The organism is Burkholderia sp. AU45388, from assembly GCF_030481585.1.
Taxonomy (GTDB): Bacteria; Pseudomonadota; Gammaproteobacteria; order Burkholderiales; family Burkholderiaceae; genus Burkholderia; species Burkholderia sola.
Genome location: NZ_JAUJPV010000014.1, coordinates 1 through 25,290, shown reverse-complemented (window position 1 = coordinate 25,290; position 25,290 = coordinate 1). Strand labels below are relative to the sequence as shown.

Genomic DNA, 25,290 nt, shown 5'->3' with positions numbered 1-25,290 from the left:
GTCATACGCGATGAAATCCTTTTCCCTGCCCCGCCGCCCCGCGCTCACCCTGTGCGCGGCCGCGTGCCTGCTCGCCGGCTGCACGGTCGGCCCCGACTATCGCGGCGCGCCCGCCGCACCGGATGCGCCGACCTTCGTGCGTGCGCCGGCCACCGGCGTCGACACCGCCGCGCCTGCACCGAGCGCGTGGTGGCACGCGCTGAACGATCGCCAGCTCGACGAGCTGATCGTCGCCGCGCTCGTGTACAACCCCGATCTGCACGCGGCACAGGCCCGCTTGCGCGCGGCGCGTGCGCAGCTTTCGCAACAGCGCGCGACGCAGCTGCCGAAATCGTCGGCCACCGTCGCCGCCATCCGCATGCGCGAACCGGACGTCAGCGCGCTCGGCTCGCTGTTGCCGTCGAACGGCTCCGGCCAATCGAGCGGCACGTCGCCGTCGCTCGGCGGCTCGGGGCCGCTGCAACTCTATTCGGCGGGCTTCGACGCGACCTGGGAAATCGACCTGTTCGGCGGCACGCGCCGCGCGGTCGAAGCCGCATCCGCGCAGGCCGAGGCCGTCGACGCCGATCTCGCCGACACGCAGGTATCGATCGCGGCCGAAGTCGCGAATGCGTACGTCGACCTGCGCGACCAGCAGCAACGACTTGCGTTGTCGCGACGCACCGCGCAATTGCAACAGCAGATGCTCGAACTCACGCAGCAGCGCCGCGCGCGCGGCGTCGCGGCCGATGCGGACATCGAGCGGCTGACGACGCAGGTCGAGAACACGCGCGCGTCGCTGATCCCGCTCGATGCCCAGGTGACCGAATCGCTCGACCGGCTCGCGATCCTGACGGGCCGCGCGCCCGGCGCGCTCGACGCCGCGCTGTCGGCACCGGACGCCGCGTTGCCGACGCTGCCCGGCAGCGTCGCGATCGGCGATCCGGCCACGCTGCTCAAGCAACGCCCCGACATCCGCGCGGCCGAACGCCGGCTCGCGTCGAGCAATGCGCAGATTGGCGAGCATATCGCCGACTATTTCCCGAAGGTAACGTTGCTCGGCGATCTCGGCTTCAGCGCGACCGACCCCGGCCACCTGTTCCGCAAGCAGAATTTCACGTGGGTCGGCGCGCCGTATCTGCAATGGAACATTCTCGATTTCGGACGCACGCGCGGTGCGGTGCGCGCGGCCGAAGCATCACGCGACGAAGCGGAAGCGAATTATCAAAAGGCCGTGCTCGGTGCCTTGCAGGATGCCAACACTGCACTGCAGCGTTACGGGCATCAGCGCGAGCATGTCGTCGCGTTGACGAAGGTGCAGACGTCGGCCGTGCATTCGCGCGCACTGATGGACCAGCGCTATCGCGCAGGCGTCGCGTCGATGATCGACCTGCTCGACACGCAACGCGAAGCGCTCGCCGCGCAGCAGAACGTGATCGCCGGGCAGGCCGAACTGATCAAGGATTACGTGTCGGTGCAGAAGAGCCTCGGGCTCGGATGGCAGGCAAGCGCCGGTTGACGGCGCGGCCACAAATCATGCACGACCGATGCGTCATGCTCGTCGAAACAATTCGGCCATCGCTCATTGCGCGCGCAACAATACTGCTGCGTTCCCTGCGCGACGAGCAGGCTCGCGCCGCATCGACGCCGCGGCTATCGAAAACATATCGAATTTCAATTAGCCAATCGTCTGACGATATCTTCTAATTCAGTCGGCTTCCCCACCACCGATCGGATTCAAGGAGTTCCATCGTCATGTCCTCATCTTCCCATCGCGTGCTGCGGCACGCAGTCGCCGCGATCTGCGTCGCACTGTCCGCCTCTCCGTACGCCGCCGAACTCACGCGCGACACCGGCGCGCCCGTCGGCGACAACCAGAATTCGCAGACGGCCGGCCCCGCCGGCCCGGTGCTGCTGCAGGATTCCGCGCTCATCGAGAAGCTGCAGCGCTTCGATCGCGAGCGCATTCCGGAACGCGTCGTGCATGCGCGCGGCACCGGCGCCTTCGGCGAGTTCGTGCCGAGCGCCGACATCTCCGACCTGACGAAGGCGAAAGTCTTCACGCCGGGCACCCGCACGCCGGTGTTCGTGCGCTTCTCCACCGTGATGGGCTATCGCGGCTCGCCGGAGCAGGCACGCGACCCGCGCGGCTTCGCGGTGAAGTTCTATACGCAGCAAGGCAACTGGGACATGGTCGGCATCAACTGGCCGGTGTTCTTCATTCGCGACGGCATCAAGTTCCCCGACTTCGTGCACGCGAACAAGCCGAGCGCCGTGACCGGCGTGCAGGACCCGAACCTCGCGTTCGACTTCTTCGCGCACACGCCCGAAGCGACCCACATGCTGACGCGGCTGTACACGGACGAGGGCATGCCCGATTCGTATCGTCACATGGACGGCTTCGCGGTGCATGCGTTCAAGTTCGTCAATGCGCAAGGCGACGTGCACTACGTGAAGTTCCACTGGAAGAGCCAGCAAGGCGTGCACGGTCTGCGTCCGCAAGAAATCGCCGCATCGATCGGCCGCGACTGGAACCTGATGACGAACGACCTGTACGGCGCGCTGAAACGGGGCGATTTCCCGAAGTGGGACCTGTACGTGCAGGTGCTCACGCCGAAGGACCTGAACCGCTTCGACTTCGACGCGCTCGACGACACGAAGGTGTGGACCGGCGTGCCTGAACGCAAGATCGGCACGATGACGCTCAACCGCGTGCCCGACAACTACTTCCAGTCGACCGAGGAATCGGCGTTCGCGCCGTCGCGGCTCGTGCCGGGGATCGAGCCGTCCGAAGACCGGATGCTGCAGGATCGCCTGTTCGCGTACGCCGACACGCAAATGTACCGGCTCGGCGCGAACTACATGGATCTGCCGATCAACCGCCCGGTCGTGCCGGTGGTCAACAACAACCAGGACGGCAAGATGAATGCCGGCGACCGCAAGGGCGAGGTGAATTACGAGCCGTCGACGCTGAACGAACTCGCGCAGGATCCGCAGTACAAGTCGGTCCGCATGGCGCTCAGCGGCACGACGCAGCAGGAAGCGATCCGCAAGAAGCTGCCGTTCCGTCAGGCGGGCGAGTACTACCGCAGCCTGTCGCAGCAGGACAAGGACGACCTCGTCACCGCGCTGTCCGGCGACCTCGGCCAGGTGAAGAACGCGCAGAACCAATACGCGATGCTGTCGTACTTCTACAAGGCCGACGCCGACTACGGCACGCGCCTCGCACAGGCCGTTCACGCGAACGTCCAGCAAGTGCAGTCGCTCGCGGCGAAGCTGGGCGACAACTGATCTCGCGACGCCGGTCGCCGCCGACGTGTGCGCTCCCGCCGCGCACGTCGGCCCGCCCCTTTCATCAGGACTTCCCCATGCGATCCGAACGCTTCACCCACGCGATTCGCGCGGCCGCGGCGGCGCTCGCGCTGACTGCGCTCGCCGGCTGCGCGCACCTGCCCGACCAGCCGACGTACGGCAAGGCCGACCCTGCCGCGCTGCGCCGCTATGACGACGACTGGTTCGACGCCGCGCGCGTCGGCCGCGTCGATATCCTCCGCGCGCTGCATGACGCCGGCTATCCGGTCGACGCGACCGACAGCCACGGCTATACGGCCGTGATCCTCGCGTCGTACGACGGCCAGCCCGCAGCGCTCGACTACCTGTTGTCGGCGGGCGCGGATGCGTGCATCGGCGATCGTCACGGCAACACCGCGCTGATGGGCGCGCTGTTCCGGAACGAATCCGACATCGCGCGGCGCCTGATCGACACGCGCTGCCCGATCGACCAGACGAACGGCGCCGGCGAAACCGCGCTGGGGTTCGCGACGCTGTTCAACCGCTTCGAGCTGATTCCACTGCTCGTCGCGCATGGCGCGAATCCGAACCATGTCGACCGGCGCGGCCAATCGCTGCTTCAGCTCGCGCTGACGCACGACAACACGTATGCCGCGGACGCCCTGCGCAATGCCGGCGCCAAACCGTAGCGCGCCTGCGCGTCGAATCGCGCGCCCCATTCGCTGACCCGATCGGCGTCGCCGATCGCGCGAGGCGCCGTGCCCCCCACGCGTGTGCCCAGCGGCCCTGTCGTCGCCAGCCAGTTGCCGGCGCGCCGCCTCGTCGGGTGGTTCGCCCGGCGCCGACGAGCCCCGGCGATTCGAACGTTTCCTCGATAACGAACGGCTGTTTCAATACGCATCGGAAAGGATCGGCGAGTCGCTTTCTGCATTACCTGTCATGCCGGTTTCGAACATTACAAAATGCCGCCGATCTTTCAAAATCATTGCGTCTTATTCGATTTAATATTGTTTCATATAATCAAAAAAAGTTTGACACCGTACTTTCGTTCTTGATACCGTCCGATGCAAGCAATCCGACGGATTGCCCGCCACGCAATCGATTCCGCTCCACGTTTTTTCGCTTCCGCTGCACCGAAGTACGCGCTGCCGAATGACTCGTTCGCTCGCCGGCGCGTGCAGCATCCCGATGCATTTCACTGGACGGCTGCCATCCGGCAGCGGGCCGAAGGATCGAATCAAATGAGCAGGATAACGAAGCTGTTGCTCTAGCAATCCCGCCCGCGCCGACTCCGGCGCGACTGCCCCGCCCTGCGGTGCAGCCTTTCCCGTTACCGCGTTTTCCGTATTTCGCCCCCGGAGAAAAACCGCTTTCCGGATCGGGCGAAAGGCCCTGTCGCGTCCGTGCCATCCGCCTGCATGCGACAGAAAACGGCGGTGCATGACCCGCACCGCCGTCGACCGTTGTTGTTCGTGCCGTTCGTTGTTCAACCGGAGGGGTAATTCAAATGAATCAGGTTGCAAACAAGAAACAAAAGCACATTCGCACCGTCAATCTCGCACTCGCCGTCGCCGCAGCCGCCGCTTCGTTCGGCATGGCGGCCGCCCATGCCGCGCCTGCGGCCGGCTGGACGGAAACGCGCACCAAAGGGTTCCTGCCGCTCGTGCAGCAGAACGAAGCCGGCACGACCGGCGCGCCCGCCGCGAGCACGGCCGCCGCTGCCGCCTCGGCCATCGACATGGCGCCCGGCGAATCGGTGGACATCGTGCTCGGGCTGAACCTGCGCAACGAGGCCCAGCTCGACCAATACCTGCGCGACCTGCATACGCCCGGCTCGCCGTACTACCGGCAGTTCCTCACGCCTGCGCAATTCGCCGCGCAATACGCACCGACCGACCAGCAGGTCGCGTCCGTCGTCGCCCACCTGCGCAAGGCCGGCTTCGTGAATATCGTGGTCGCACCGAACCGGCTGCTGGTCTCCGCGTCCGGCACCGCGGCAACCGTCCAGGCCGCGTTCCGCACGACCCTCAAGCGCTTCACGCGCAACGGCCGCAGCGTCTATGCGAACACCGACGCCGCGCAGGTGCCGAATGCGATCGGCAACGTCGTCGGCTCGGTGCTCGGCCTGCAGAACGTCGAGCTCGTGCATACGGGCGCGGGCAGCAAACCGCAAGGCAACACCAGCAACCTGACGATCCCGGCCGGCGCGTCGGCGGTGCCGCACAATCCGACCGAGTTCTCGTCGATCTACGGCGGCGACGGCACGCCGACGGCCTCGCAGACCACGGTCGGCATCATCTCCGAAGGCGACCTGTCGCAGACGGTGAGCGACCTCAATACGTTCGCCGCGAACAACGGCCTCGGCACGATCAGCAGCAGCATCGTGAAGACGGGCCCGTCCGGCAGTTCGTACACCGACACCGACGGCACCGTCGAGTGGAACCTCGACAGCCAGTCGATCGTCGGCGCGGCCGGCGGCAGCGTGAAGCAGGTCGTGTTCTACGTCGCGCCGTCGATGACGCTCACCGCGATCACAGCCGCCTACAACAAGGCCGTGACCGACAACGTCGCGAAGGTGATCAACGTATCGCTCGGCGTGTGCGAATCGTCCGCGAACAGCACCGGCTCGCAGGCGACCGACGACACCATCTTCAAGCAGGCGGTCGCGCAAGGGCAAACCTTCTCGGTTTCCGCCGGCGACCACGGCGCGTACGAATGCGCGAGCGGCACGCCGTCGCGCTCGACCTACACGGTGAGCGAGCCGGCCACGTCGCCGTACGTGATCGCGGTCGGCGGCACGACGCTGTTCACCAATACGTCGACCAATGCGTACAACAGCGAAATCGTCTGGAACGACCCGAGCTGGCAGCCGGGCACCGTGTGGTCGACGGGCGGCGGGTACAGCAAGTACGAGACCGCGCCGACGTGGCAGTCGTCCACCCTCACCGGCTCGACCAAGCGCGCGCTGCCCGACGTCGGCTTCGACGCCGACCTGCGCACGGGTGCGATTCTCGTCGTGAACGGCCAGACGTCCGACACGCTGTGGGGCTCGGGCTACCTGAACAACGAAGGCGGCACGAGCCTCGCCGCGCCGATCTTCACCGGCATCTGGGCGCGGCTGCAGTCGGCCAACAACAATGCGCTCGGGTTCCCGGCGTCGAGCATCTACAAGTACTTCCCGACCAACGCGGCGCTGCTGCACGACGTCACGTCCGGCAACAACGGCAGCGGCACTTACGGCTACAAGGCGAAGGCCGGCTGGGATGCGACGACGGGCTTCGGCAGCGTGAACATCTCGAAGCTGAACGCGTTCATCCAGAGCACGTCGGATTTCGCACGCTGATGAATCGCTGACAGAACCGGGGGCGGGAGCGCGACGTATCACGCGCGCCGGGGCCGCACCCCACCCATCGCGTTGAATAAACCCGCGAAGGCTGCGAAGCCATCGCGGGTTTCTGCATTCAGCACCCAGTCGCCACGCGCGGCGAGCGACACGCGCGCCCCAACCTTGCAATCGTTGCGCAAACAACTTTCATGTGGGTTACCGCGCGCCCGCCTGCCTGCTTACGCACTGCAAGGTACACACTGTTACACAACACCGCGACAACTTCCGTGCATATCGTGCGTTTAACTAAAGGTATCGATTCGTCGCGGGCCAACCACCATGCGAACACGATCCAGCCGCCCGATCCGGCCAATGCCACCGGAATCTGCGCGGACGTCCGCAACACGGTGTTCAAGTCGATCGCGCGGCCCGCGTGCCTGCCAACGCTGCCATCACACAGAACGAACAACATGAACCACACACGTGCACACCGCCCCGTCAGGACGCTGATCGCGTCGTCCGTCATCGTGTCGCTGCTCGGCCTGTCGGCCTGCAAGCACGACGACGGCAGCACCGCCGCGCCGGCCAGCGATGCGAACGCCGCCTCGGCGGCCCAGCCCGCGTCGACGCCCGTCGCGTACACGCCGCCGAGCGCCGACCAGCTCTATCAAATGGTCGCGCCGATCGCGCTGTTCCCCGACAAGCTGGTCGCATTGGTGCTGGCGGGCGCAACCTATCCGGACCAGATAACCGCCGCGAATACATGGGTGACGCAAAATCCGTCGTTGAAGGGCCAGGCGCTAGCGACCGCCGCCGATGCACAACCGTGGGACCCGTCCGTCAAGGCGCTGACCGCGTTCCCCGCGGTGCTGTCGCAAATGGCGTCGAACCCGGCCTGGACCACCTCGCTCGGACAGGCGTACTACAACGATCCGACCGACGTGATGAATGCGATCCAGGTGATGCGCCAGCGCGCGCAGAAGTCCGGCCATCTTCGCTCCAGCGGCCAGATGCGTGTCACGCAAGTCGCGCAGGCTGCGCCGGCGGGCTACACGCCGGCCACCGACGCACCGGTGGTCTACAGCGGGCCGGCGATCGTGCCGCCGCCCGAACAGGCGATCGCGATCGAGCCCGCGCAGCCCGATGTCGTGTACGTGCCGTCGTACAACCCGGCCGTCGTCTACGGCGAGCCGGTTTCGTCCTATCCCGGCTACGTGTATCGGCCGCCCGCCTACAACACCGGCGAGATCGTCACGGCCGGCGTGATCACGTTCGGCGTCGGCGTCGCCGTCGGCGCCGCGATCTTCGGGCATCACGACTGGGGCTGGCATGCATGGGGCGTGAACTGGGGCGCGCCGCGCCCGGAAGGCCCGGCATGGCACGGCGGCTGGCAGCGCCCGGCCGTGGTGTACAACCACACCACGTACGTGACGAAGTCGACCACGGTGATCAACAACATCACGAACATCCGCAACACACGCATCACGAACAACTACGGCGGCAACGTCACCAACCATAGCGCGACGATCGAGCGCAATACGATCCGGCCGGGCGCGGAGCCGATGCATGGCCAGGCCATGGCGCGGCATCCGGGCGCCGCGCCGATGACGATGCCGCACTTCGTTGCAAACGACGCGCGCCCCGGTGCGCGACCGGCGCCCGAAGCATTCGCGCAGAATCGCGCGAATGCGCCGCATGCCGAGGCGCCCGCGTCGCATCCGCCCGGTGCGACGCACGACGAGCGGCAGCAGGCGATGCAACGCGAGCGGGCCGCGCAGGAAACTCGCGCGGCGCAGCAACAACGGCAACGCGAGGACATGCAGCAACGCGACGCAGCCCGGCAGCGCGAAGAAATACAGCAACGCAATGCCGCGCAGCAGCAGGAACGCGCTCAGGCGCAGCAACGCAACGAAGTGCAACAACAACAGCAGCGCATGGAAGCGCAGCAACGTAACGAGGCTCAGCAGCAACAGCGGAGCGAGGCGGCCCAACAGCAACAACGCAAGGAGATGCAGCCGCACCCCGAAGCGCCGCCGCACGAACATGCGTCACCGCAGCCTCGGCAAGCGGCGCCCGAGCATGCGCACACGTCGCATCCGGCCGAGTCGCACCCGCAACACGAGTCGCGCGAACATCGGCCGGGCTAACGCACGACGCGCCGGCATCTCGGCCATGCGGGCGCGATACGGCCCCTCATGCCATTCAATCGGCCCAGTTCCGGACATAGTCCGGCACCGGCACGTTGCCGCCCGCATGAACCGGTGCGCCACGTGCCGTCTTCAGCGGCAGGATCCCGGCCCACACCGCCAGCCCGAGATCCTCTTCCTTGTCGGACGGCAGCGAATCGCTGATTTTCACGGCCGCTTCCGCCATCGAAATCCGCAGCACGCTCGTCGCATTGGTTTCCTTCGAATTGCCCGGCCGCGCTTCGTGCTTGCGGCCTGGCGCGATCTTGTCCATCAACGCATCCAGCGCGGCGAGTTTTTCCGCGCTGCCTTCGATCATGTCGAACTGCCCGTAGATCACCGCGGACCGATAATTCATCGAATGGTTGAAGGCGGCCCTGGCCAGCACGAGACCATCCAGCAGCGTTATGGCGACGCACGCCTGCGCGCCCGCCGACAGCGCCTTGATCATCCGGCTGCCGTTGGACCCGTGGATATAGAGCACGTCGCCCGTCCTCCAGTGCGCGGTCGGGATGCAGTGGGTGCTCTGCCCGTCGCCGAACGCGACGTGACAGACGTACGCGTCGTCCACGATGCGGTAGAGCATCGTGCGATCGTGACTCGCCAGTTCAGGCAGGCGGCGAATGGTCGTGCGTGGTGTGGAAGAGAGCGTGGTCTGTTCATTCATATATCTGTACTGCAAAATTAATTGTATCGGTATCGTGCAGTATCCCGGCGTGAGCACGCGATTGCCTAGCCCATCGACAGTTGCTCGCCGAATCGAGCCAAATACACGCACATCGAAAGTGGCTAGTCGCGCCGCTCGCCGGCCATGTGCGGCGCTGAGCATCGCTCACAGTTGCGATTCGATCGGAAACAGCCCAAGGAACCACACTTCCATCCGTCGCCCGGCGGACACCTCCGGCTCGTGATCGATTTCGGTGACTTTCCCGTCCGCATCGGTCTGAACCCACTTGAGCCGCCCTTTGCCCGCGGGATCGGTTCTGGCTTCGACACGCCACGCGATCCGGTCGAGCCGCGATTCCAGATCGTTGGCCACCTGCGATGCAATCACAGGGCTCTCGCAGTAAAGGCCGATCTCCGTATTGAGGTTCAGCGAACGCGGATCGAGATTCATCGATCCGATGAAGATGCTCGTGTGATCGAACACGTAGGTCTTCGCATGCAGCGACGCGCGCGACGAGCCGATGATGACCTGCTTCGAAATGCTCTTGTCGCCCGAGGGCCGGCGCTCGTAAAGCCGCACGCCTGCGTTCACGAGTTCGCTTCGATAGCGCCGGTAGCCGGCATGTACGGCCGCCACGTCGGTCGACGCGAGCGAATTGGTCAGCACCGTCACGCGCACGCCGCGCGCCACGAGCGCGCGCAGCCGCTCGACGGCGTCCTTGCCCGGCACGAAATACGGCGACACGATCAGCAGGTCGTGCTGCGGCTGCAACGCAAGCGCACGCAACTGCGGCATCAGGTGCCCGTCGCGGTCCTTCGGCGGGTGCGCGATCTTCGACGGATCGTCGTACAGCACCGTCGCATGCCCCCACGACAATTCCGTGCCCTGCCCGTGGACGATCCGGTCGAGCCGCTGGCGGGCCTCGAGCACGTACGGATTGTCTTCCATCTCTCTCAGGTAGTCGCGCAACCGTTCGCGCTCGTGGTCGAGGCCGCCCGGCGCCGCCTCGTGCCCGACCAGCGTATCGACCGGATACGCATACGGCGAATTCCAGAACGTATCGAATTCGGTCGAGATGTCCTTCACGACAGGGCCGTGGACGACGACGTCGAGATCGCCGAATTCCAGCATCGACGATGCGCCGAAATATTCGTCGCCGATATTGCGGCCGCCGACGATCGCCGCCTGGTTGTCCGCGATCATCGCCTTGTTGTGCATGCGCCGGTTGACGCGCGAGAACTCGAACACGGTGCCGATCTTCTTGAACCGGCGCGTGGCCACCGGATTGAACAGCCGGATCTCGATGTTCGGATGCGCGCTGATCTCGAGCAGCTTGCGGTCGTCCGCGTTGGTGCCGAGATCGTCGAGCAGCGCGCGCACGCGCACGCCGCGATCGGCCGCACGCATGATCGCGTCGGCCAGTTGGTGCCCGGTCAGGTCGTCGTGCCAGATGTAGTACTGAAGGTCCAGCGAGCGGTCGGCGCGGTCGGCGAGCAACACGCGCGCGTCCAGCGCGTCGACCGGATCGGTCAGCAAATGAAACGCGTCCTGCCCCGGATGCGCGGCAGCCTGCTGGCGAAATGCCACGCCGAGGCGCGTGTCGTCGGTATCGGCGAATGCATGCGTCGGTGCGCGATCGGCCAGCGGCGGCAGGCTCGCGCAGGCGGCAAGCATCAGCAACGACAGAATCGCACTCCACGAACGCAGCATGATCATGTTGGCCGCCCCCACTGTCGGGCGAAGTCGGATTGTGTTTGTTCTGGCTGGGCTGCCGGACGGAGCGCGGCGCGGGTCCACGGTGCCCGCTACGGAGCCGCGTGCGACCGGATCGCGCTACAGCATACTTCGATTGATATCGGGGCGGCACGCTTTCCGTGTTTCCGCGGTGGCGAAGATGCGACAGGCGGCGCCGGCGCGCCAAAGAAAAACCCGCGACGCCATGCGGCATCGCGGGTTTCGCGGCTTCCCCGGGCAACCGTGGAAGCGAATCTGGTGGGCCCCCCGGGAGTCGAACCCGGCACCAACGAATTATGAGTTCGCTGCTCTAACCAAGCATGAGCTAGGGGCCCAGACGAGAAGCAAGGCGTGCTACACGCCACCCCGGCAACGAGGCCGGGCCGGCATTGTAACAACAAAGACGACAAAGGGAACGAACGCCACCGGCATCATGCGGATACCGGCGGCGTTCGTGGCAGAGACGCCGGAAATCAGTTCCCTTCGAGGAACGACTTCAGCTTGTCGGAACGGCTCGGGTGACGCAGCTTGCGCAGCGCCTTGGCCTCGATCTGACGGATCCGCTCGCGCGTGACGTCGAACTGCTTGCCGACTTCCTCGAGCGTGTGATCGGTGCTCATCTCGATACCGAAGCGCATCCGCAGCACCTTCGCCTCGCGCGGCGTCAGCGAATCGAGCACGTCCTTCACGACGTCGCGCATGCTCGCATGCAGCGCGGCATCCGCCGGCGCGACCGTGTTGGTGTCCTCGATGAAGTCGCCGAGATGGGAATCGTCGTCGTCGCCGATCGGCGTTTCCATCGAGATCGGCTCCTTCGCGATCTTCATGATCTTGCGGATCTTGTCTTCCGGCATCTCCATCTTCTCGGCGAGCGTTGCCGGATCCGGCTCGAGACCGGTTTCCTGCAGGATCTGCCGCGAGATGCGGTTCATCTTGTTGATCGTTTCGATCATGTGAACCGGAATACGGATCGTGCGCGCCTGGTCGGCGATCGAGCGCGTGATGGCCTGACGGATCCACCACGTCGCATAGGTCGAGAACTTGTAGCCGCGACGGTATTCGAACTTGTCCACCGCCTTCATCAGGCCGATGTTGCCTTCCTGGATCAGGTCGAGGAACTGCAGGCCGCGGTTCGTGTACTTCTTCGCGATCGAGATCACGAGACGCAGGTTCGCCTCGGTCATTTCACGCTTCGCCTGACGTGCCTTCAGTTCGCCGGCCGCCATCTGGCGGTTGGTTTCCTTCAGGTCCTTCAGCGGCAGCACGACGCGCGCCTGCAGGTCGAGCAGGCGCTGCTGCTGTTCGCGGATCGCCGGAACGTTACGCGACAGCACCGCACTGTACGAATGGCCTTCGGCCGTGATCTTCTCGGCCCAGTCGAGATCGGTCTCGCTGCCCGGGAAGCGCGCGATGAATTCCGAGCGCGGCATGCCGCACTTGTCGACGACGATGTGCAGGATCTGACGCTCGACCTGACGCACTTCGTCCACCTGCGCACGCAGCGTGTCGCACAGGCGTTCGACGGTACGCGCGGTGAAGCGGATCGTCATCAGCTCGCTCTGGATCGTTTCCTGCGCCTTCAGGTAGGCCTTCGACTTGTAGCCTTCCTTTTCGAACGCGCGGCGCATCTTGTCGAACCACTCGCTGATCTGCGAGAACTTCTCGAGCGACGCACGCTTGAGGGCTTCGAGTTGGGCGGCGTTGGCCGATGCCTGCGCGGCACCGTCGTCTTCCTCCTCTTCCTCTTCTTCCTCTTCCTCTTCGGCTTCCTCGTCCTCGTTCTCGATGGCTTCCGCTTCCTTCGCGGAGAAACCGTCCGTATCGGCGGAGTCCGAAGCATTCGGATCGAGCAGGCCGTCGACGAGCTCGTCGACGCGGATCTCTTCGTTCGCGACGCGTTCGGCCATCGCGAGGATGTCGGCAATCGTCGTCGGGCACGCGGAGATGGCCATCACCATGTGGCGCAGGCCGTCCTCGATCCGCTTCGCGATCTCGATTTCGCCTTCGCGCGTGAGCAGCTCGACCGTGCCCATCTCGCGCATGTACATCCGAACCGGATCGGTCGTGCGGCCGAATTCCGAATCGACGGTGGACAGCGCGACTTCCGCTTCCTCCTCGACTTCGTCGTCCGACGACGCGGCGGGCGCGTTGTCGTTCAGGAGCAGCGTTTCCGCGTCCGGCGCCTGCTCGTAAACCGCCACGCCCATGTCGTTGAACGTGCCGATGATGCCCTCGAGGGCTTCCGTCTCGGTGAAGTTGTCCGGCAGGTGGTCGTTGATTTCGGCGTACGTGAGGAAGCCGCGCTCCTTGCCGAGCTTGATCAGCGCGCGCAGCTTCACGCGGCGCTCTTCGAGCTCCTCGGCCGTGCCCGGCGTGCTCGTCGCGAACGCTTCCTTCAGCAGCGCCTTTTCCTTGGCGCGACGATCGCGCACCTTGGACTTGCCCGGTGCAGCCGCGGCTGCGGGCTGCTCGTCGCTCTGATTTGCGTCGTCTTCGACGGATACTTCGTTCAGCTTTTTGGTCATGGAGTTCGCCGTACCGGCTATATCGACTCGCGGCTGCTGGACGACAGCCGGTTGAACCGTGGGTGCATGAGTAGTACGTACTGCCGTTTCGTCCGCGTCGGCAGTCGTGTCCCTTGCGCTTTTCGCACTTGCCCGCTTCGCCGCCGGCTTGGCCGGCCCGGAGTCGGGTCTCGCGGCAGCCCGTGTTCTGGCTGCCGGCGCCGGCGCAGCCTGAGCAGTGCCGGCCGCGGTTTTCTTTCCTGCAGGGGCTGACGTGGCTGAAGACGTTGTCCTGGCGGAAGAAGCAGACTTGGCCGCTGTGACCTTCTTGGTCGGCTCCGTCGAGCCCTTGGCTGCTGCTTTCTTTCCGCCTGTCGTCTTTGCCATCGCGATTCTCGCCTCTGCTTGGAAAACAAACCGCTGGAAACCTTATATTATAGCACGCTGGGGAGCCCTCTCTAAGCGCCCCGGCCGCCTACAGCCCGAGCCGACGCTTCATGTCGGTTCGCTGCTGGTTCAAGTCCGTCAATTCGGCCAATTCCTCGGGGGTGAAGGTGGATTGCCGCGCCAGCCTGTCCAGCCGGTCGCAGCAGGCGTCATAGCGCATCTTGAGCACCGCTGCCTGCAGCTCCTCCCCCGCAATCCGCTCCTGCTCACGCTGCCGCTCGGGCACCGTCTCGTCTTCCGGATTCTGTAACAGCAAATCGCGGACGTTTTCATCATAGTCCAGAATTTCGCGGAAGATTTCCTCGTAAGTCGCCCCATTCGAGGACGTCCTCAGGACATCCGACAGCAGCCGGAACTCCGCGCCGTCGCCCAGCGCACGCGCATGATCGACGACTTCCGCGAACAGCTCGCCGATGCGCGGCAGCGCGCGCAGGGTCGCAATCTGTTCGTCGTCGAGCTGCGATGCGACGCGCGGATGCATCACCAGCGTACGCAACGCGCGCTTTTCGCTGTCCGTCACGCGGCGCCGCTCGCTGCGCGCGGGCGCCTGCCGCGGCGGCGTCGCGATGCGCGTATCGACGTCGGACAGCGCAGCGACCTCTTCGAACGGGATATCGAGGCGATCGGCGAACATGTGCATGATCTGCGCGCGCAACGCGTTCGCGGGCAGCGCCTGCAACAGCGGCTTCGCATCGAACAGCGCCTTCGCGCGGCCTTCCGGCTGATCGAGCGCCTTGCCGGCAATTGCTTCGTTCAACAGAAATTGCGACAGCGGCATCGCGCGTTCGACCTGCTCGGAGAACGCATCCGCGCCGAACTCGCGCACGTAGCTGTCCGGATCGTGCTCGGTCGGCAGAAAAAGGAACCGGATCGTGCGGTTGTCGCCCGCATGCGGCAGGCAGGCCTCGAGCGCGCGCCGGGCCGCGCGCCGCCCGGCCGAATCGCCGTCGAAACTGAAAATGACCGTGTCGGTCTGGCGCAGCAGCTTCTGCACGTGAATCGGCGTGCACGCGGTGCCGAGCGTCGCGACCGCGTTCGGAAAGCCGAGCTGCGCGAGCGCGACGACGTCCATGTAGCCTTCGACGACCAGCACGTACTTGCGCTCGCGAATCGCGAGGCGCGCCTCGAACAGCCCGTACAGCTCGCTGCCCTTGTTGAACAGCGGCGTTTCCGGCGAGTTCAGATACTTCGGCTCGCCGCTGCCGAGCACGCGGCCGCCGAAACCGATCACCTGCCCCTTCACGTTGCGGATCGGGAACATGATCCGCTCGCGGAACCGGTCGTAGCGGCGCGCGACGCCCTGCGCGTCGGTTTTCTCGCTGACGATCACGAGCCCCGCCTCGACAAGCGATTCGTCGCGATAGTCGGGGAACGCGGCTTCGAGGTTCTGCCAGCCGTCCGGCGCATAGCCGAGACCGAAGCGCGCGGCGACTTCGCCGGTCAGGCCCCGGTTCTTCAGGTACTGGATCGCGACGGTCGCGCCGCGCAACTGCTTGCGGTAGTAGTCGCACGCGGCCGTCATCGCATCGGACAGCGCGGTCGCCACCGATTTCGACACGGGCGCCGGATAGTCGCCGCCACCGCCTCCGCCGCCACCGCGCATCGACGGCTCGTGCGGCACGGTCAGCCCGACGGATTGCGCGAGTTCCTGCACGGCTTCCGGGAACGTGAGCCCCGCGTGTTCCATCAGGAAGCCGATCGCCGTGCCGTGCGCACCGCAACCGAAGCAGTGATAGAACTGCTTGGTCGGGCTGACGGTAAACGACGGACTCTTCTCGTTATGGAACGGGCACAGCCCCATGAAGTTGGCGCCGCCCTTCTTGAGCTGCACGTACCGGCCCACCACGTCGACGATATCGACGCGGTTCAGCAAATCCTGCAGGAACGAATGCGGAATCACCGTGGGATCGAGCGAAAAAAGACAATACGACGCCCGGCGCACGCATCGCTGGGCGCGCCGGGAACGGGTTTTACTTCGTGAGCGCGGCCTTGACCTGCGCGGAAACGGCCGTCATGTCGGCACGGCCGGCGAGCTTGCCCTTCAGCACGCCCATCACCTTGCCCATGTCCTGCGGGCCGGCTGCGCCGGTTTGCGCGACCGCCGCCTGGACCTCGGCCGCCACTTCGGCGTCCGACAGCTGCGCGGGCATGTAGCCGCCCAGCACGGCCAGCTCGGCCTGCTCCTTCGCGACCAGATCGTCGCGGCCGGCCGCCTGGAACTGGCTGATCGAATCCTTGCGCTGCTTGATCATCTTGTCGATCACGGCCGTGATGCCCGCGTCGTCGAGCGTGACCCGGTCGTCGACTTCGCGCTGCTTGATCGCGGCCATCAGCAGGCGAATCGTTGCCAGGCGCTCGCTTTCCTTCGCGCGCATCGCGGCCTTCATGTCTTCGCTGATCTGCTCTTTCAAACTCATCTTTCACCCGGGATGGAAACGTGAATCCGACGCCCGCGAACGGGCGTCAACACAAAAACCCGCTTGGGACAGTGTCTCAAGCGGGTTGCTCGAATCCGGCATCGGCGACTCGCCGCCTGATCGGCTGCGCGACCGCACCCGATCGCACGGAGTCGCCGGTGCGCCGCTCAGCGAACCGCGCGGCGCCCAATCGTTCAGTACAGTTTCTTCGGCAGCGTCTGGCTGCGAATACGCTTGTAATGACGCTTCACCGCAGCGGCCTTCTTACGTTTGCGTTCTGCGGTCGGCTTCTCGTAAAACTCACGCGCACGAAGCTCGGTCAACAGACCGTTCTTCTCGATCGTGCGCTTGAAGCGACGCATTGCAACTTCGAACGGCTCGTTCTCTTTAACGCGAATGATCGTCATGATCCGACACGAATAAAGGTTTGCAGGGAAAGACTACCGAGTATAGCAGAGCGATGGGTCAAAGGCACGGACCCCATCCCCGCCGGAACGGCGCCGGCCGGCGCGTCAGCCGCCTCGCGCGTACTCGGCCGCGGCCTGCCCGGCCGCCGTGCCGGACGCCCACGCCCACTGGAAGTTGTAGCCGCCCAGCCAGCCCGTCACGTCCACCGCCTCGCCGACGAAGAACAGCCCGGGCACGCGCGCGCTCATCATCGTCGCCGACGACAGCTCCCGCGTATCGACCCCGCCCTTCGTCACTTCGGCCTTCTTGTAGCCTTCGGTGCCGTTCGGCGTCAGCGTCCAGCCGGACAGCGCGTCGCCGATCTGGCGCAGCGTCTTGTCGGGCAGATCCGCGAGCCGCGCGTCGGCCGCGACGCGATGCGTATCGAGCCACGCATGCGCGAGGCGCGACGGCACCCACTCCGCGAGCAGCGAACCGATCTGGCGCTTCGACGTGCGTTTCGCGTCGAGCAGGTCGGCCACCGTGTCGCGCTGCGGCAGCAGGTCGATGCGGATCGGATCGCCGGGCTGCCAGTAGCTCGAGATCTGCAGGATGCCCGGCCCGGACAGCCCGCGATGGGTCAGCAGCAGGTCCTCGACGAATTCGCCACCGCGTTTTTTGTCGCCGGTCGATACGCGCACTTCGAGCGACACGCCGGACAGCGGCGCGAACGGCGCCCAGTCCTGCGGCGCGAACGTCAGCGGCACGAGCGCGGGCCGCATATCGACGAGCTTGTGGCCGAACTGCTTCGCGAGCCGGTAGCCGAAGTCGGTCGCGCCGATCTTCGGGATCGACAGGCCGCCGGTCGCGACGATCAGCGCGCGCGCGCCGATCGGGCCGGCCTGCTGCGTGTCGAGCGTGAAGCCGCCGGCCGGCGCATGGCGCACCGCGTCGACGACGACGGGCCGGCGCCACGCGATGCCGCCCGCGTCGCACTCGTGCTTCAGCACGTCGATGATCGCGTCGCTGCCGTGATCGCAAAAGAGCTGGCCCTTGTGCTTTTCGTGCCAGCTCACATGATGGCGCTTGAGCAGCCCGAGGAAGTCGCGCGGCGTATAGCGCGCGAGCGCCGAACGCGCGAAATGCGGATTCGACGACAGGTAGTTGTCGGGCCCGGCGTACAGGTTCGTGAAGTTGCAGCGGCCGCCGCCCGAGATGCGGATTTTCTCGGCGAGCCGCGGCGCGTGATCGATCAGCACGACGCGGCGGCCGAGCTGCCCGGCAACCGCGGCGCTCATCATGCCGGCGGCGCCCGCGCCGATCACGGCGATGTCATAAGTTTCCATGGCGCGGATTGTACCTGTCCACCCTCGGGCTCGGGCCGCCCGCGGCGGCCGCGAGCCCCGGCCTGCTATAATTTCGGGTTACGTCGACCTACCCGCGGCACGCCCGAACCGGCGCGCCCTGCCCTCACCCATGCTCGTTCTCGGCATCGAAAGCTCCTGCGACGAAACCGGCCTCGCGCTCTACGACACGCAGCGCGGCCTGCTCGCACACGCGCTCCATTCGCAGATCGCGATGCACCGCGACTACGGCGGCGTCGTGCCCGAACTCGCGTCGCGCGACCATATCCGCCGCGCGCTGCCGCTGCTCGAGGAAGTGATGGCGCAAAGCGGCGCGCGCCGCGACGACATCGACGCGATCGCGTTCACGCAGGGGCCGGGCCTCGCTGGCGCGCTGCTGGTCGGCGCGAGCATCGCGAATGCGCTCGCGCTCGCGTGGAACAAGCCGACCGTCGGCATCCATCACCTCGAAGGCCACCTGCTGTCGCCGTTGCTGGTCGACGAGCCGCCGCCGTTCCCGTTCGTCGCGCTGCTGGTTTCCGGCGGCCACACGCAACTGATGCGCGTGACGGACGTCGGCGTGTACGAGACACTCGGCGAGACGCTCGACGACGCGGCCGGCGAAGCGTTCGACAAGACGGCGAAACTGATCGGTCTCGGCTATCCGGGCGGCCCCGAAGTATCGAAGCTCGCCGAAACCGGCACGCCGGGCGCGGTCGTGCTGCCGCGCCCGATGCTGCATTCGGGCGATCTCGACTTCAGCTTCAGTGGCCTGAAGACGGCCGTGCTCACACAGATGAAGAAATTCGAAGCGGCGAAGCTCGAGGGCGAAGCACTCGAACGCGCGAAGGCCGACCTCGCGCGCGGCTTCGTCGATGCGGCCGTCGACGTACTCGTCGCGAAGTCGCTCGCCGCGCTGAAGCAAACGAAGCTCAAGCGCCTCGTGGTCGCGGGCGGTGTCGGCGCGAACCGCCAGTTGCGCGCCGCCCTGTCGGCGGCCGCGGCCAAGCGCGGCTTCGACGTGCACTATCCCGATCTCGCGCTGTGCACCGACAACGGCGCGATGATCGCGCTCGCGGGTGCGCTGCGGCTCGGCCGCTGGCCCGGACAGGCGAATGCCGACTACGCGTTCACGGTGAAACCGCGCTGGGATCTCGCGTCGCTCGCGAGCTGAATCGCGCCGCGCAACGCCCCAGACAGGAAAACAAAAGGCCGCTCGGTTCCGAGCGGCCTTCGTCATTGGCGCGACAAAACGCCGCGGCGTTATGCCGCCAGCCGCTTGTCGCGCTCGATCAGCGCATACGCGCTGTGATTGTGGATCGACTCGAAATTCTCGGCTTCGAGCACGTACGCGATCACCCGCTCGTCCGCATCGAGACGTTGCGCGACGTCACGCACGAGATCCTCGACGAACTTCGGGTTCTCGTATGCACGCTCGGTGACGAACTTCTCGTCCGGACGCTTCAGCAGCCCCCACAGTTCGCACGACGCTTCCTCTTCCGCGATGCGAATCAGCGCCTCGACCGGCAGATCGGCGGCCAGCTCCGCATCGATCGTCACGTGCGAGCGCTGGTTGTGCGCGCCGTACTGCGAGATCTTCTTCGAGCACGGGCACAGGCTCGTCACCGGCACGAGCACCTTCAGGAACACGCGCGTGTCGCCGTCGCGGCTTTCGCCCGCGAGCGTCACTTCATAGTCGAGCAGGCTCTGCACGCCGGACACCGGCGCCGTCTTGTTCACGAAATACGGGAACGTGACTTCGATGCGGCCGGCCTCGGCTTCCAGCTTTTCGAGCATCGACGCGAGCATCGCGCGGAAGCGCTCGACCGTCAACGGCGCACGATTCTCTTCGAGCAGCGCGACGAAGCGCGACATGTGCGTGCCTTTCTGATCGGCCGGCAGACGGACGTCGAGGTTCCAGACACCGACCGTCGGTTGCACGTCGCCGCTTTCGGTACACACCGTCAACGGATGCCGAACCGCCTTCACGCCCACGCGCTGAATCGGGATCTGACGGGTATCCACCGTGCTCTGCACGTCGGGCATCACGAAGGCGGGATTCATCTGGTTCATTTGTTCAATCCTTGTAAGCCGCGCGTCCGACGACGCGCACGCCGCATCATGCGGCGGCCGGAAAAGCAACATGGGCCCGCAGGCCCATGTTTTCCGCATCAATGAAGAGCGGTTGCGCCAGTCGCACCGACGCCGCCCACGGGCGGCGTCGACTTATGCGACGCGCTTCGCCTGGCCGGCGACATCGGCCGCCGGATTCAGAAAGCGTTCGCGAATCGATTTCGCGATGCCCGCGCCGTCGAGGCCGCATTGCGACAGCAGCTTCGCGGGGTCGCCGTGATCGATGAACAGGTCAGGGAGGCCCAATTGTAGTACGGGTCGGATAACCCCACTCTCCATCAGGGCTTCGACGCAGGCCGAGCCCGCGCCGCCCATCACGCAACCTTCCTCGACCGTGACGACGTAGTCGTGCGTTTCGGCAAGCTCACGCACGAGCGCCGCATCGATCGGCTTCACGAAGCGCATGTTCGCGACCGTTGCATCGAGCTCCTCCGCGGCGGCGAGCGACGGCGCCACCATCGTGCCGAACGCGAGGATCGCGACGCGCTTGCCTTCCGGCTGCGACGTGCGGCGACGCACCTCACCCTTGCCGAGCGGAATCTCGGTGAATTCCTTCACCGTCGCCACGCCCGTGCCCGCGCCGCGCGGATAGCGCACCGCGGTCGGGTTCGGTTGCTGCAGCGCCGTGTGCAGCATCTGACGGCATTCGTTCTCGTCGGACGCGGCCATGATCGTCATGTTCGGGATGCAGCGCATGAACGCGAGATCGTACGCGCCCGCATGCGTCGCGCCGTCCGCGCCGACGAGGCCCGCGCGGTCGATCGCGAACACGACCGGCAGGTTCTGCAGCGCGACGTCGTGAATCAACTGGTCGTACGCACGCTGCAGGAACGTCGAGTAGATCGCGACGACGGGCTTCAGCCCTTCGGTCGCGAGACCGCCCGCGAACGTCACCGCGTGCTGCTCGGCGATGCCGACGTCGTAGTAGCGATCCTTGAAGCGCTTCTCGAATTCGACCATGCCCGAGCCTTCGCGCATCGCGGGCGTGATGCCGACCACGCGCGTATCGCGCTCGGCTTCGTCGCACAGCCACTCGCCGAACACCTGCGTGTACGTCTTCTTCGCCGGGGTGGTCGACGGCTTGATGCCTTCGGCCGGATTGAACTTGCCAGGGCCGTGATAGAGCACGGGATCGGCTTCGGCGAGCTTGTAGCCCTGACCTTTCTTCGTCACCACGTGCAGGAACTGCGGGCCGCGCAGCTCGCGGATGTTCTGCAGCGTCGGGATCAGCGAATCGAGATCGTGACCGTCGATCGGGCCGATGTAGTTGAAGCCGAACTCCTCGAACAGCGTGGCCGGCACGACCATGCCCTTCGCGTGCTCCTCGAGCTTGCGCGCGAGTTCGAGCACCGGCGGCGCCACGCTCAGCACGCGCTCGACGCCCGCGCGCGCGGCCGCATAGAAGCGGCCCGACATCAGGCGGGCGAGATGGCGATTCAGCGCGCCGACCGGCGGCGAGATCGACATGTCGTTGTCGTTCAGGATCACGAGCACCTTCGCGTCTTCCGACACGCCCGCGTTGTTCATCGCCTCGAACGCCATGCCGGCCGTCATCGCGCCGTCGCCGATCACGGCGATCGAGAAGCGGTCGTCGCCGTTCAGCTGGCTGCCGATCGCCATGCCGAGCGCGGCCGAGATCGACGTGCTCGAGTGCGCGGTGCCGAACGTGTCGTATTCGGATTCGCTGCGGCGCGGAAAGCCCGAGATGCCGTCCTGCTGACGCAGCGAATGCATCTGGTCGCGGCGGCCCGTCAGGATCTTGTGCGGGTAGGTCTGGTGGCCCACGTCCCAGACGATGCGATCGTTCGGCGTGTTGAACACGTAGTGCAACGCGATCGTCAGCTCGACCGTCCCGAGGTTGGACGACAAATGGCCGCCCGTCTTCGACACGCTGTCGAGCACGAACGCGCGCAGTTCATCCGCGAGCGGTTGCAGTTGGCGACGATCGAGGCGGCGCAAATCCGCCGGGTCGTCGATGGTTTTCAGCAAGTCGTACATCGTCGTTCCATTGTAGGAAATCAAACGCGCCCGCATTCTTTTGCACGCACCGTAGCGTGTGCGCGGCGGCGGGCTTTCGCGTCAGCTGACCCGGTTCACTACCAGGTCGGCAAGTTCGGCGAGACGCTGTGCGCGTGCGCCGAACGGTTTCAGCGCGTCGTGCGCTTCGGCGCGCAGTTGCGCCGCCAGTTCGCGCGACGCCTCGAGACCGAGGATCGATACATAGGTCGGCTTGTCGTTCGCCGCATCCTTGCCGGCCGTCTTGCCGAGCGTCGCCGAATCGGTCGTGACGTCGAGAATGTCGTCGACGACCTGGAAGGCCAGACCCACGGCGCCCGCGTAAACATCCAGCGCGGCCATCGTTTCCGCCGACGGCGTCTCGCCGGCCAGCGCGCCCATCCGCACGGCCGCGCGCAGCAAGGCGCCCGTCTTCATCCGGTGCATCGTCTCGAGCTGTTCGCGCGTCAGCTTCAGGCCGACGCTCGCCAGGTCGATCGCCTGCCCGCCGGCCATGCCGATCGAGCCGCTCGCGAGCGCCAGCTCGCGCACGAGCGCCGCCTGCTGCACCGGCGACAGCGCATCGGCGTCGGTCAACGCGACGAACGCCTGCGACTGCAGCGCGTCGCCGACCAGCAGCGCCGTCGGCTCGTCGTACTGCACGTGCACGGTCGGCTTGCCGCGACGCAGCGCGTCGTCGTCCATGCACGGCATGTCGTCGTGCACGAGCGAGTAGACGTGGACCATCTCCAGCGCCGCCGCCGCCGCGTTGCGCGCCGCTTCCGTCGCGCCGGTCAGTTCGCCCGCCGCATGGCACAGCAGCGGGCGAACGCGTTTGCCGCCACCGAGAACCGCATAGCGCATCGCCTCGTGAAGTTTCGCGGGCGTCGCGGTTTCAGCCGGCAGATAGTGGCCGAGTGCGTCCTCGACACGGTCGAGCACGGACCGCATCCATTGTTCGAATGTCATAGATCGTCGTCTTCGCCGTCCGTGGCGGCCGTTCCGGACGAAAGCGGCTTCAGCGTCGCGCCGTCGAGCACGCGAACCTGCTGCTCCACTTTCTCGAGCTGCTGTTGGCAAAACGCAACGAGGGTCGCACCGCGGCGATACGCCGCCAGCGAATCCTCGAGGCTCAACGCGCCGCCTTCCATCCGGGCAACCAGCGTCTCGAGTTCCGCGAGCGCCATCTCATAATTGTCCGGCAACGGTTCGGTGCCATTGCCGGGCGGCGTGGCGCCTGGGGATGCGGTTTTCGCCATGGACGAGGTGTCAAATTTCAAAACAAGTCGGACATTCTACGGCAAAAGAGAATTTTCCGACCTGCCGTCGTGGGCGCCCGCGCACAATTCCGGCCCCATCTACGACGCACAGTGTGCGCCTTTCGACGGTCGCCCGACAAAAAATTGACACAAATCAGGCACTTAATCCTAGCCTTGCGGGGCGAACCGGGTATAATTCTCCGTTTCCCTAAATCGATTTTTCGATGGTTGGGTTGTTCACTGCTTTCACGCTAACACCGGGAGTGGGAATGTCCAATCTGAGCGATGCGCTTCAGTTGAAGTCGGCCCACAGCCAGCTTCCAGTCACTGCATATTTCGATGAGGCGCTACTCGAGCGCGAGATCGAAACCCTCTTCAAGAAAGGTCCTCGCTACGTCGGGCACGAGTTGATGGTGCCCGAGGCGGGAGACTATTTTGCGCTGCCCTCCGAGAAGGAAGGCCGCGTGCTGGTCCGTAACCAGACGAACCAGATCGAACTGTTGTCGAACGTGTGCCGCCACCGGCAGGCGATCATGCTCAACGGGCGCGGCCATGCGCAGAACATCGTGTGCCCGCTGCACCGCTGGACGTACGATCTCGAAGGCCAGTTGCTCGGCGCGCCGCACTTCCCCGACAAGCCGTGCCTGAACCTCGGCAAGAGCCCGCTGCAGAACTGGCAGGGGCTGCTGTTCGAGGCCGAGGGCCGCGACGTCGCGCGCGATCTCGCGAACCTCGGCACGAAGCATCATTTCGACTTCTCCGAGTACCAGTTCGATCACGTCGAAGTGCACGAGTGCGACTACAACTGGAAGACGTTCATCGAGGTCTACCTCGAGGATTACCACGTCGTCCCGTTCCACCCGGGCCTCGGCAGCTTCGTGTCATGCGACGATCTCAAATGGGAGTTCGGCGACTGGTACAGCGTGCAGACGGTCGGCGTGCACAACGCCCTCGCGAAACCGGGCAGCACGACTTACCAGAAATGGCACGAGCAGGTGCTGAAGTTCCGCAACGGCGTGCCGCCGGAGTTCGGCGCGATCTGGATGGTCTACTACCCGGGCCTGATGATCGAGTGGTATCCGCACGTGCTGGTGGTGTCGTGGCTGATTCCGCGCGGGCCGCAGAAGACGACCAACATCGTCGAGTTCTATTACCCCGAGGAAATCGCGCTGTTCGAACGCGAATTCGTCGAAGCCGAGCGTGCCGCCTATATGGAAACGGCCGTCGAGGACGACGAGATCGCGATGCGGATGGACGCGGGCCGCCGCGCGCTGATGGCCCGCGGCGAGTCGCAGGTCGGCCCGTACCAGAGCCCGATGGAAGACGGCATGCAGCACTTCCACGAGTTCCTGCGCCGCCACCTCGGCGACCTCTGACAGCGGCTGCGGCGCATTGACGCCGCGCGGCATCCGGCAGACGAAAAGACGGGCTTCGGCCCTAATGCCGTTCAGTTAAGGTTCTTTTTAAGGACACGGACGGCATAGCGTTTTGGCACAGCCTTCACGGCCCGCTCGAATTTTCGAGCGGGCCGTTCTTCTTTGAGTAGCGCGACCAGACGTAGTCGCAGTCGTTGCAGCAGGGCTGGGAGTTTGCCCTGCGCACGGGTAACCGCGGCCCAGTGCA

The 25,290-nt window shown here is 65.7% G+C and carries 18 protein-coding genes and 1 tRNA gene; 7 read left to right on the top strand and 12 right to left on the bottom strand.

The window, feature by feature from the left end; all coding sequences use genetic code 11:
• Positions 1-10: 10 nt before the first annotated feature.
• From QZM72_RS21430 to QZM72_RS21410, 5 genes are all read left to right on the top strand, one after another.
• Complete coding sequence (locus QZM72_RS21430; protein WP_301739146.1) at positions 11-1,498, top strand: efflux transporter outer membrane subunit; 1,488 nt, start codon at positions 11-13, stop codon at positions 1,496-1,498.
• A 236-nt stretch (positions 1,499-1,734) separates the two neighbouring features.
• Complete coding sequence (locus QZM72_RS21425; RefSeq protein ID WP_301739145.1) at positions 1,735-3,270, top strand: catalase; 1,536 nt, start codon at positions 1,735-1,737, stop codon at positions 3,268-3,270.
• 77 nt (positions 3,271-3,347) lie between these two features.
• Positions 3,348-3,959, top strand: coding sequence for an ankyrin repeat domain-containing protein (locus tag QZM72_RS21420; protein ID WP_089469331.1), 612 nt, complete (start codon positions 3,348-3,350; stop codon positions 3,957-3,959).
• Positions 3,960-4,777: 818 nt separating this feature from the next.
• Positions 4,778-6,613, top strand: coding sequence for a protease pro-enzyme activation domain-containing protein (locus QZM72_RS21415; protein WP_301739144.1), 1,836 nt, complete (start codon positions 4,778-4,780; stop codon positions 6,611-6,613).
• 452 nt (positions 6,614-7,065) lie between these two features.
• Entirely contained in the window at positions 7,066-8,742 is a 1,677-nt protein-coding gene (locus QZM72_RS21410) for a DUF3300 domain-containing protein (RefSeq protein WP_301739143.1), read from the top strand.
• Positions 8,743-8,797: 55 nt separating this feature from the next.
• Here QZM72_RS21410 and QZM72_RS21405 read toward each other — a convergent pair whose 3' ends face one another.
• The 8 genes from QZM72_RS21405 to QZM72_RS21370 form a co-directional block, all read right to left on the bottom strand.
• Positions 8,798-9,448 (bottom strand): pyridoxamine 5'-phosphate oxidase family protein, encoded by a 651-nt coding sequence (locus QZM72_RS21405; RefSeq protein ID WP_301739142.1) that lies wholly within the window; start codon positions 9,446-9,448, stop codon positions 8,798-8,800.
• 165 nt (positions 9,449-9,613) lie between these two features.
• Positions 9,614-11,164, bottom strand: coding sequence for a phospholipase D family protein (locus tag QZM72_RS21400; RefSeq protein ID WP_301739141.1), 1,551 nt, complete (start codon positions 11,162-11,164; stop codon positions 9,614-9,616).
• A 274-nt stretch (positions 11,165-11,438) separates the two neighbouring features.
• A tRNA-Ile gene (locus tag QZM72_RS21395) sits at positions 11,439-11,517 on the bottom strand.
• Positions 11,518-11,655: 138 nt separating this feature from the next.
• On the bottom strand, positions 11,656-14,073 hold the full coding sequence (rpoD, locus tag QZM72_RS21390) for an RNA polymerase sigma factor RpoD (RefSeq protein ID WP_301739140.1): 2,418 nt from the start codon (positions 14,071-14,073) through the stop codon (positions 11,656-11,658).
• 88 nt (positions 14,074-14,161) lie between these two features.
• The gene (gene dnaG, locus QZM72_RS21385) at positions 14,162-16,033 is read right to left on the bottom strand and encodes a DNA primase (RefSeq protein ID WP_301739139.1); all 1,872 of its coding nucleotides are present in this window, start codon (positions 16,031-16,033) and stop codon (positions 14,162-14,164) included.
• Between the two features lie 70 nt (positions 16,034-16,103).
• Positions 16,104-16,550, bottom strand: a complete 447-nt coding sequence (locus QZM72_RS21380; RefSeq protein ID WP_050011331.1) for a GatB/YqeY domain-containing protein — start codon at positions 16,548-16,550, stop codon at positions 16,104-16,106.
• Positions 16,551-16,744: 194 nt separating this feature from the next.
• Positions 16,745-16,957 (bottom strand): 30S ribosomal protein S21, encoded by a 213-nt coding sequence (gene rpsU / locus QZM72_RS21375; protein ID WP_006479415.1) that lies wholly within the window; start codon positions 16,955-16,957, stop codon positions 16,745-16,747.
• A 105-nt stretch (positions 16,958-17,062) separates the two neighbouring features.
• Complete coding sequence (locus tag QZM72_RS21370) at positions 17,063-18,292, bottom strand: NAD(P)/FAD-dependent oxidoreductase (RefSeq protein WP_301739223.1); 1,230 nt, start codon at positions 18,290-18,292, stop codon at positions 17,063-17,065.
• Between the two features lie 121 nt (positions 18,293-18,413).
• Between QZM72_RS21370 and tsaD the strand changes: the two genes are divergently transcribed.
• The gene (gene tsaD / locus QZM72_RS21365) at positions 18,414-19,454 is read left to right on the top strand and encodes a tRNA (adenosine(37)-N6)-threonylcarbamoyltransferase complex transferase subunit TsaD (protein ID WP_301739138.1); all 1,041 of its coding nucleotides are present in this window, start codon (positions 18,414-18,416) and stop codon (positions 19,452-19,454) included.
• Between the two features lie 89 nt (positions 19,455-19,543).
• Here the strand turns inward: tsaD and folE2 are convergent, their stop codons facing one another.
• From folE2 to QZM72_RS21345, 4 genes are all read right to left on the bottom strand, one after another.
• Complete coding sequence (folE2, locus tag QZM72_RS21360) at positions 19,544-20,353, bottom strand: GTP cyclohydrolase FolE2 (RefSeq protein WP_301739137.1); 810 nt, start codon at positions 20,351-20,353, stop codon at positions 19,544-19,546.
• 153 nt (positions 20,354-20,506) lie between these two features.
• The gene (gene dxs / locus QZM72_RS21355) at positions 20,507-22,411 is read right to left on the bottom strand and encodes a 1-deoxy-D-xylulose-5-phosphate synthase (protein ID WP_050011335.1); all 1,905 of its coding nucleotides are present in this window, start codon (positions 22,409-22,411) and stop codon (positions 20,507-20,509) included.
• Positions 22,412-22,492: 81 nt separating this feature from the next.
• On the bottom strand, positions 22,493-23,377 hold the full coding sequence (locus QZM72_RS21350; protein ID WP_089469320.1) for a polyprenyl synthetase family protein: 885 nt from the start codon (positions 23,375-23,377) through the stop codon (positions 22,493-22,495).
• Positions 23,374-23,667, bottom strand: a complete 294-nt coding sequence (locus tag QZM72_RS21345; protein ID WP_006479428.1) for an exodeoxyribonuclease VII small subunit — start codon at positions 23,665-23,667, stop codon at positions 23,374-23,376. The genes QZM72_RS21350 and QZM72_RS21345 overlap by 4 nt, the downstream gene beginning before the upstream one ends.
• Before the next feature lie 269 nt (positions 23,668-23,936).
• Between QZM72_RS21345 and QZM72_RS21340 the strand changes: the two genes are divergently transcribed.
• Positions 23,937-25,043 carry an aromatic ring-hydroxylating dioxygenase subunit alpha gene (locus tag QZM72_RS21340; RefSeq protein ID WP_089469319.1) on the top strand — a complete coding sequence of 369 codons (1,107 nt, stop codon included), beginning with the start codon at positions 23,937-23,939 and terminating at the stop codon, positions 25,041-25,043.
• Positions 25,044-25,290 lie beyond the last annotated feature (247 nt).

Coding starts and splice junctions, on each gene's coding strand:
- QZM72_RS21430 (WP_301739146.1), top strand. CDS start 11: ATGAAATCCTTTTCCCTGCCCCGCCGCCCCGCGCTCACCCTGTGCGCG.
- QZM72_RS21425 (WP_301739145.1), top strand. CDS start 1,735: ATGTCCTCATCTTCCCATCGCGTGCTGCGGCACGCAGTCGCCGCGATC.
- QZM72_RS21420 (WP_089469331.1), top strand. CDS start 3,348: ATGCGATCCGAACGCTTCACCCACGCGATTCGCGCGGCCGCGGCGGCG.
- QZM72_RS21415 (WP_301739144.1), top strand. CDS start 4,778: ATGAATCAGGTTGCAAACAAGAAACAAAAGCACATTCGCACCGTCAAT.
- QZM72_RS21410 (WP_301739143.1), top strand. CDS start 7,066: ATGAACCACACACGTGCACACCGCCCCGTCAGGACGCTGATCGCGTCG.
- QZM72_RS21405 (WP_301739142.1), bottom strand. CDS start 9,448: ATGAATGAACAGACCACGCTCTCTTCCACACCACGCACGACCATTCGC.
- QZM72_RS21400 (WP_301739141.1), bottom strand. CDS start 11,164: ATGATCATGCTGCGTTCGTGGAGTGCGATTCTGTCGTTGCTGATGCTT.
- rpoD (WP_301739140.1), bottom strand. CDS start 14,073: ATGGCAAAGACGACAGGCGGAAAGAAAGCAGCAGCCAAGGGCTCGACG.
- QZM72_RS21380 (WP_050011331.1), bottom strand. CDS start 16,550: ATGAGTTTGAAAGAGCAGATCAGCGAAGACATGAAGGCCGCGATGCGC.
- rpsU (WP_006479415.1), bottom strand. CDS start 16,957: ATGACGATCATTCGCGTTAAAGAGAACGAGCCGTTCGAAGTTGCAATG.
- tsaD (WP_301739138.1), top strand. CDS start 18,414: ATGCTCGTTCTCGGCATCGAAAGCTCCTGCGACGAAACCGGCCTCGCG.
- folE2 (WP_301739137.1), bottom strand. CDS start 20,353: ATGAACCAGATGAATCCCGCCTTCGTGATGCCCGACGTGCAGAGCACG.
- dxs (WP_050011335.1), bottom strand. CDS start 22,411: ATGTACGACTTGCTGAAAACCATCGACGACCCGGCGGATTTGCGCCGC.
- QZM72_RS21350 (WP_089469320.1), bottom strand. CDS start 23,377: ATGACATTCGAACAATGGATGCGGTCCGTGCTCGACCGTGTCGAGGAC.
- QZM72_RS21345 (WP_006479428.1), bottom strand. CDS start 23,667: ATGGCGAAAACCGCATCCCCAGGCGCCACGCCGCCCGGCAATGGCACC.
- QZM72_RS21340 (WP_089469319.1), top strand. CDS start 23,937: ATGTCCAATCTGAGCGATGCGCTTCAGTTGAAGTCGGCCCACAGCCAG.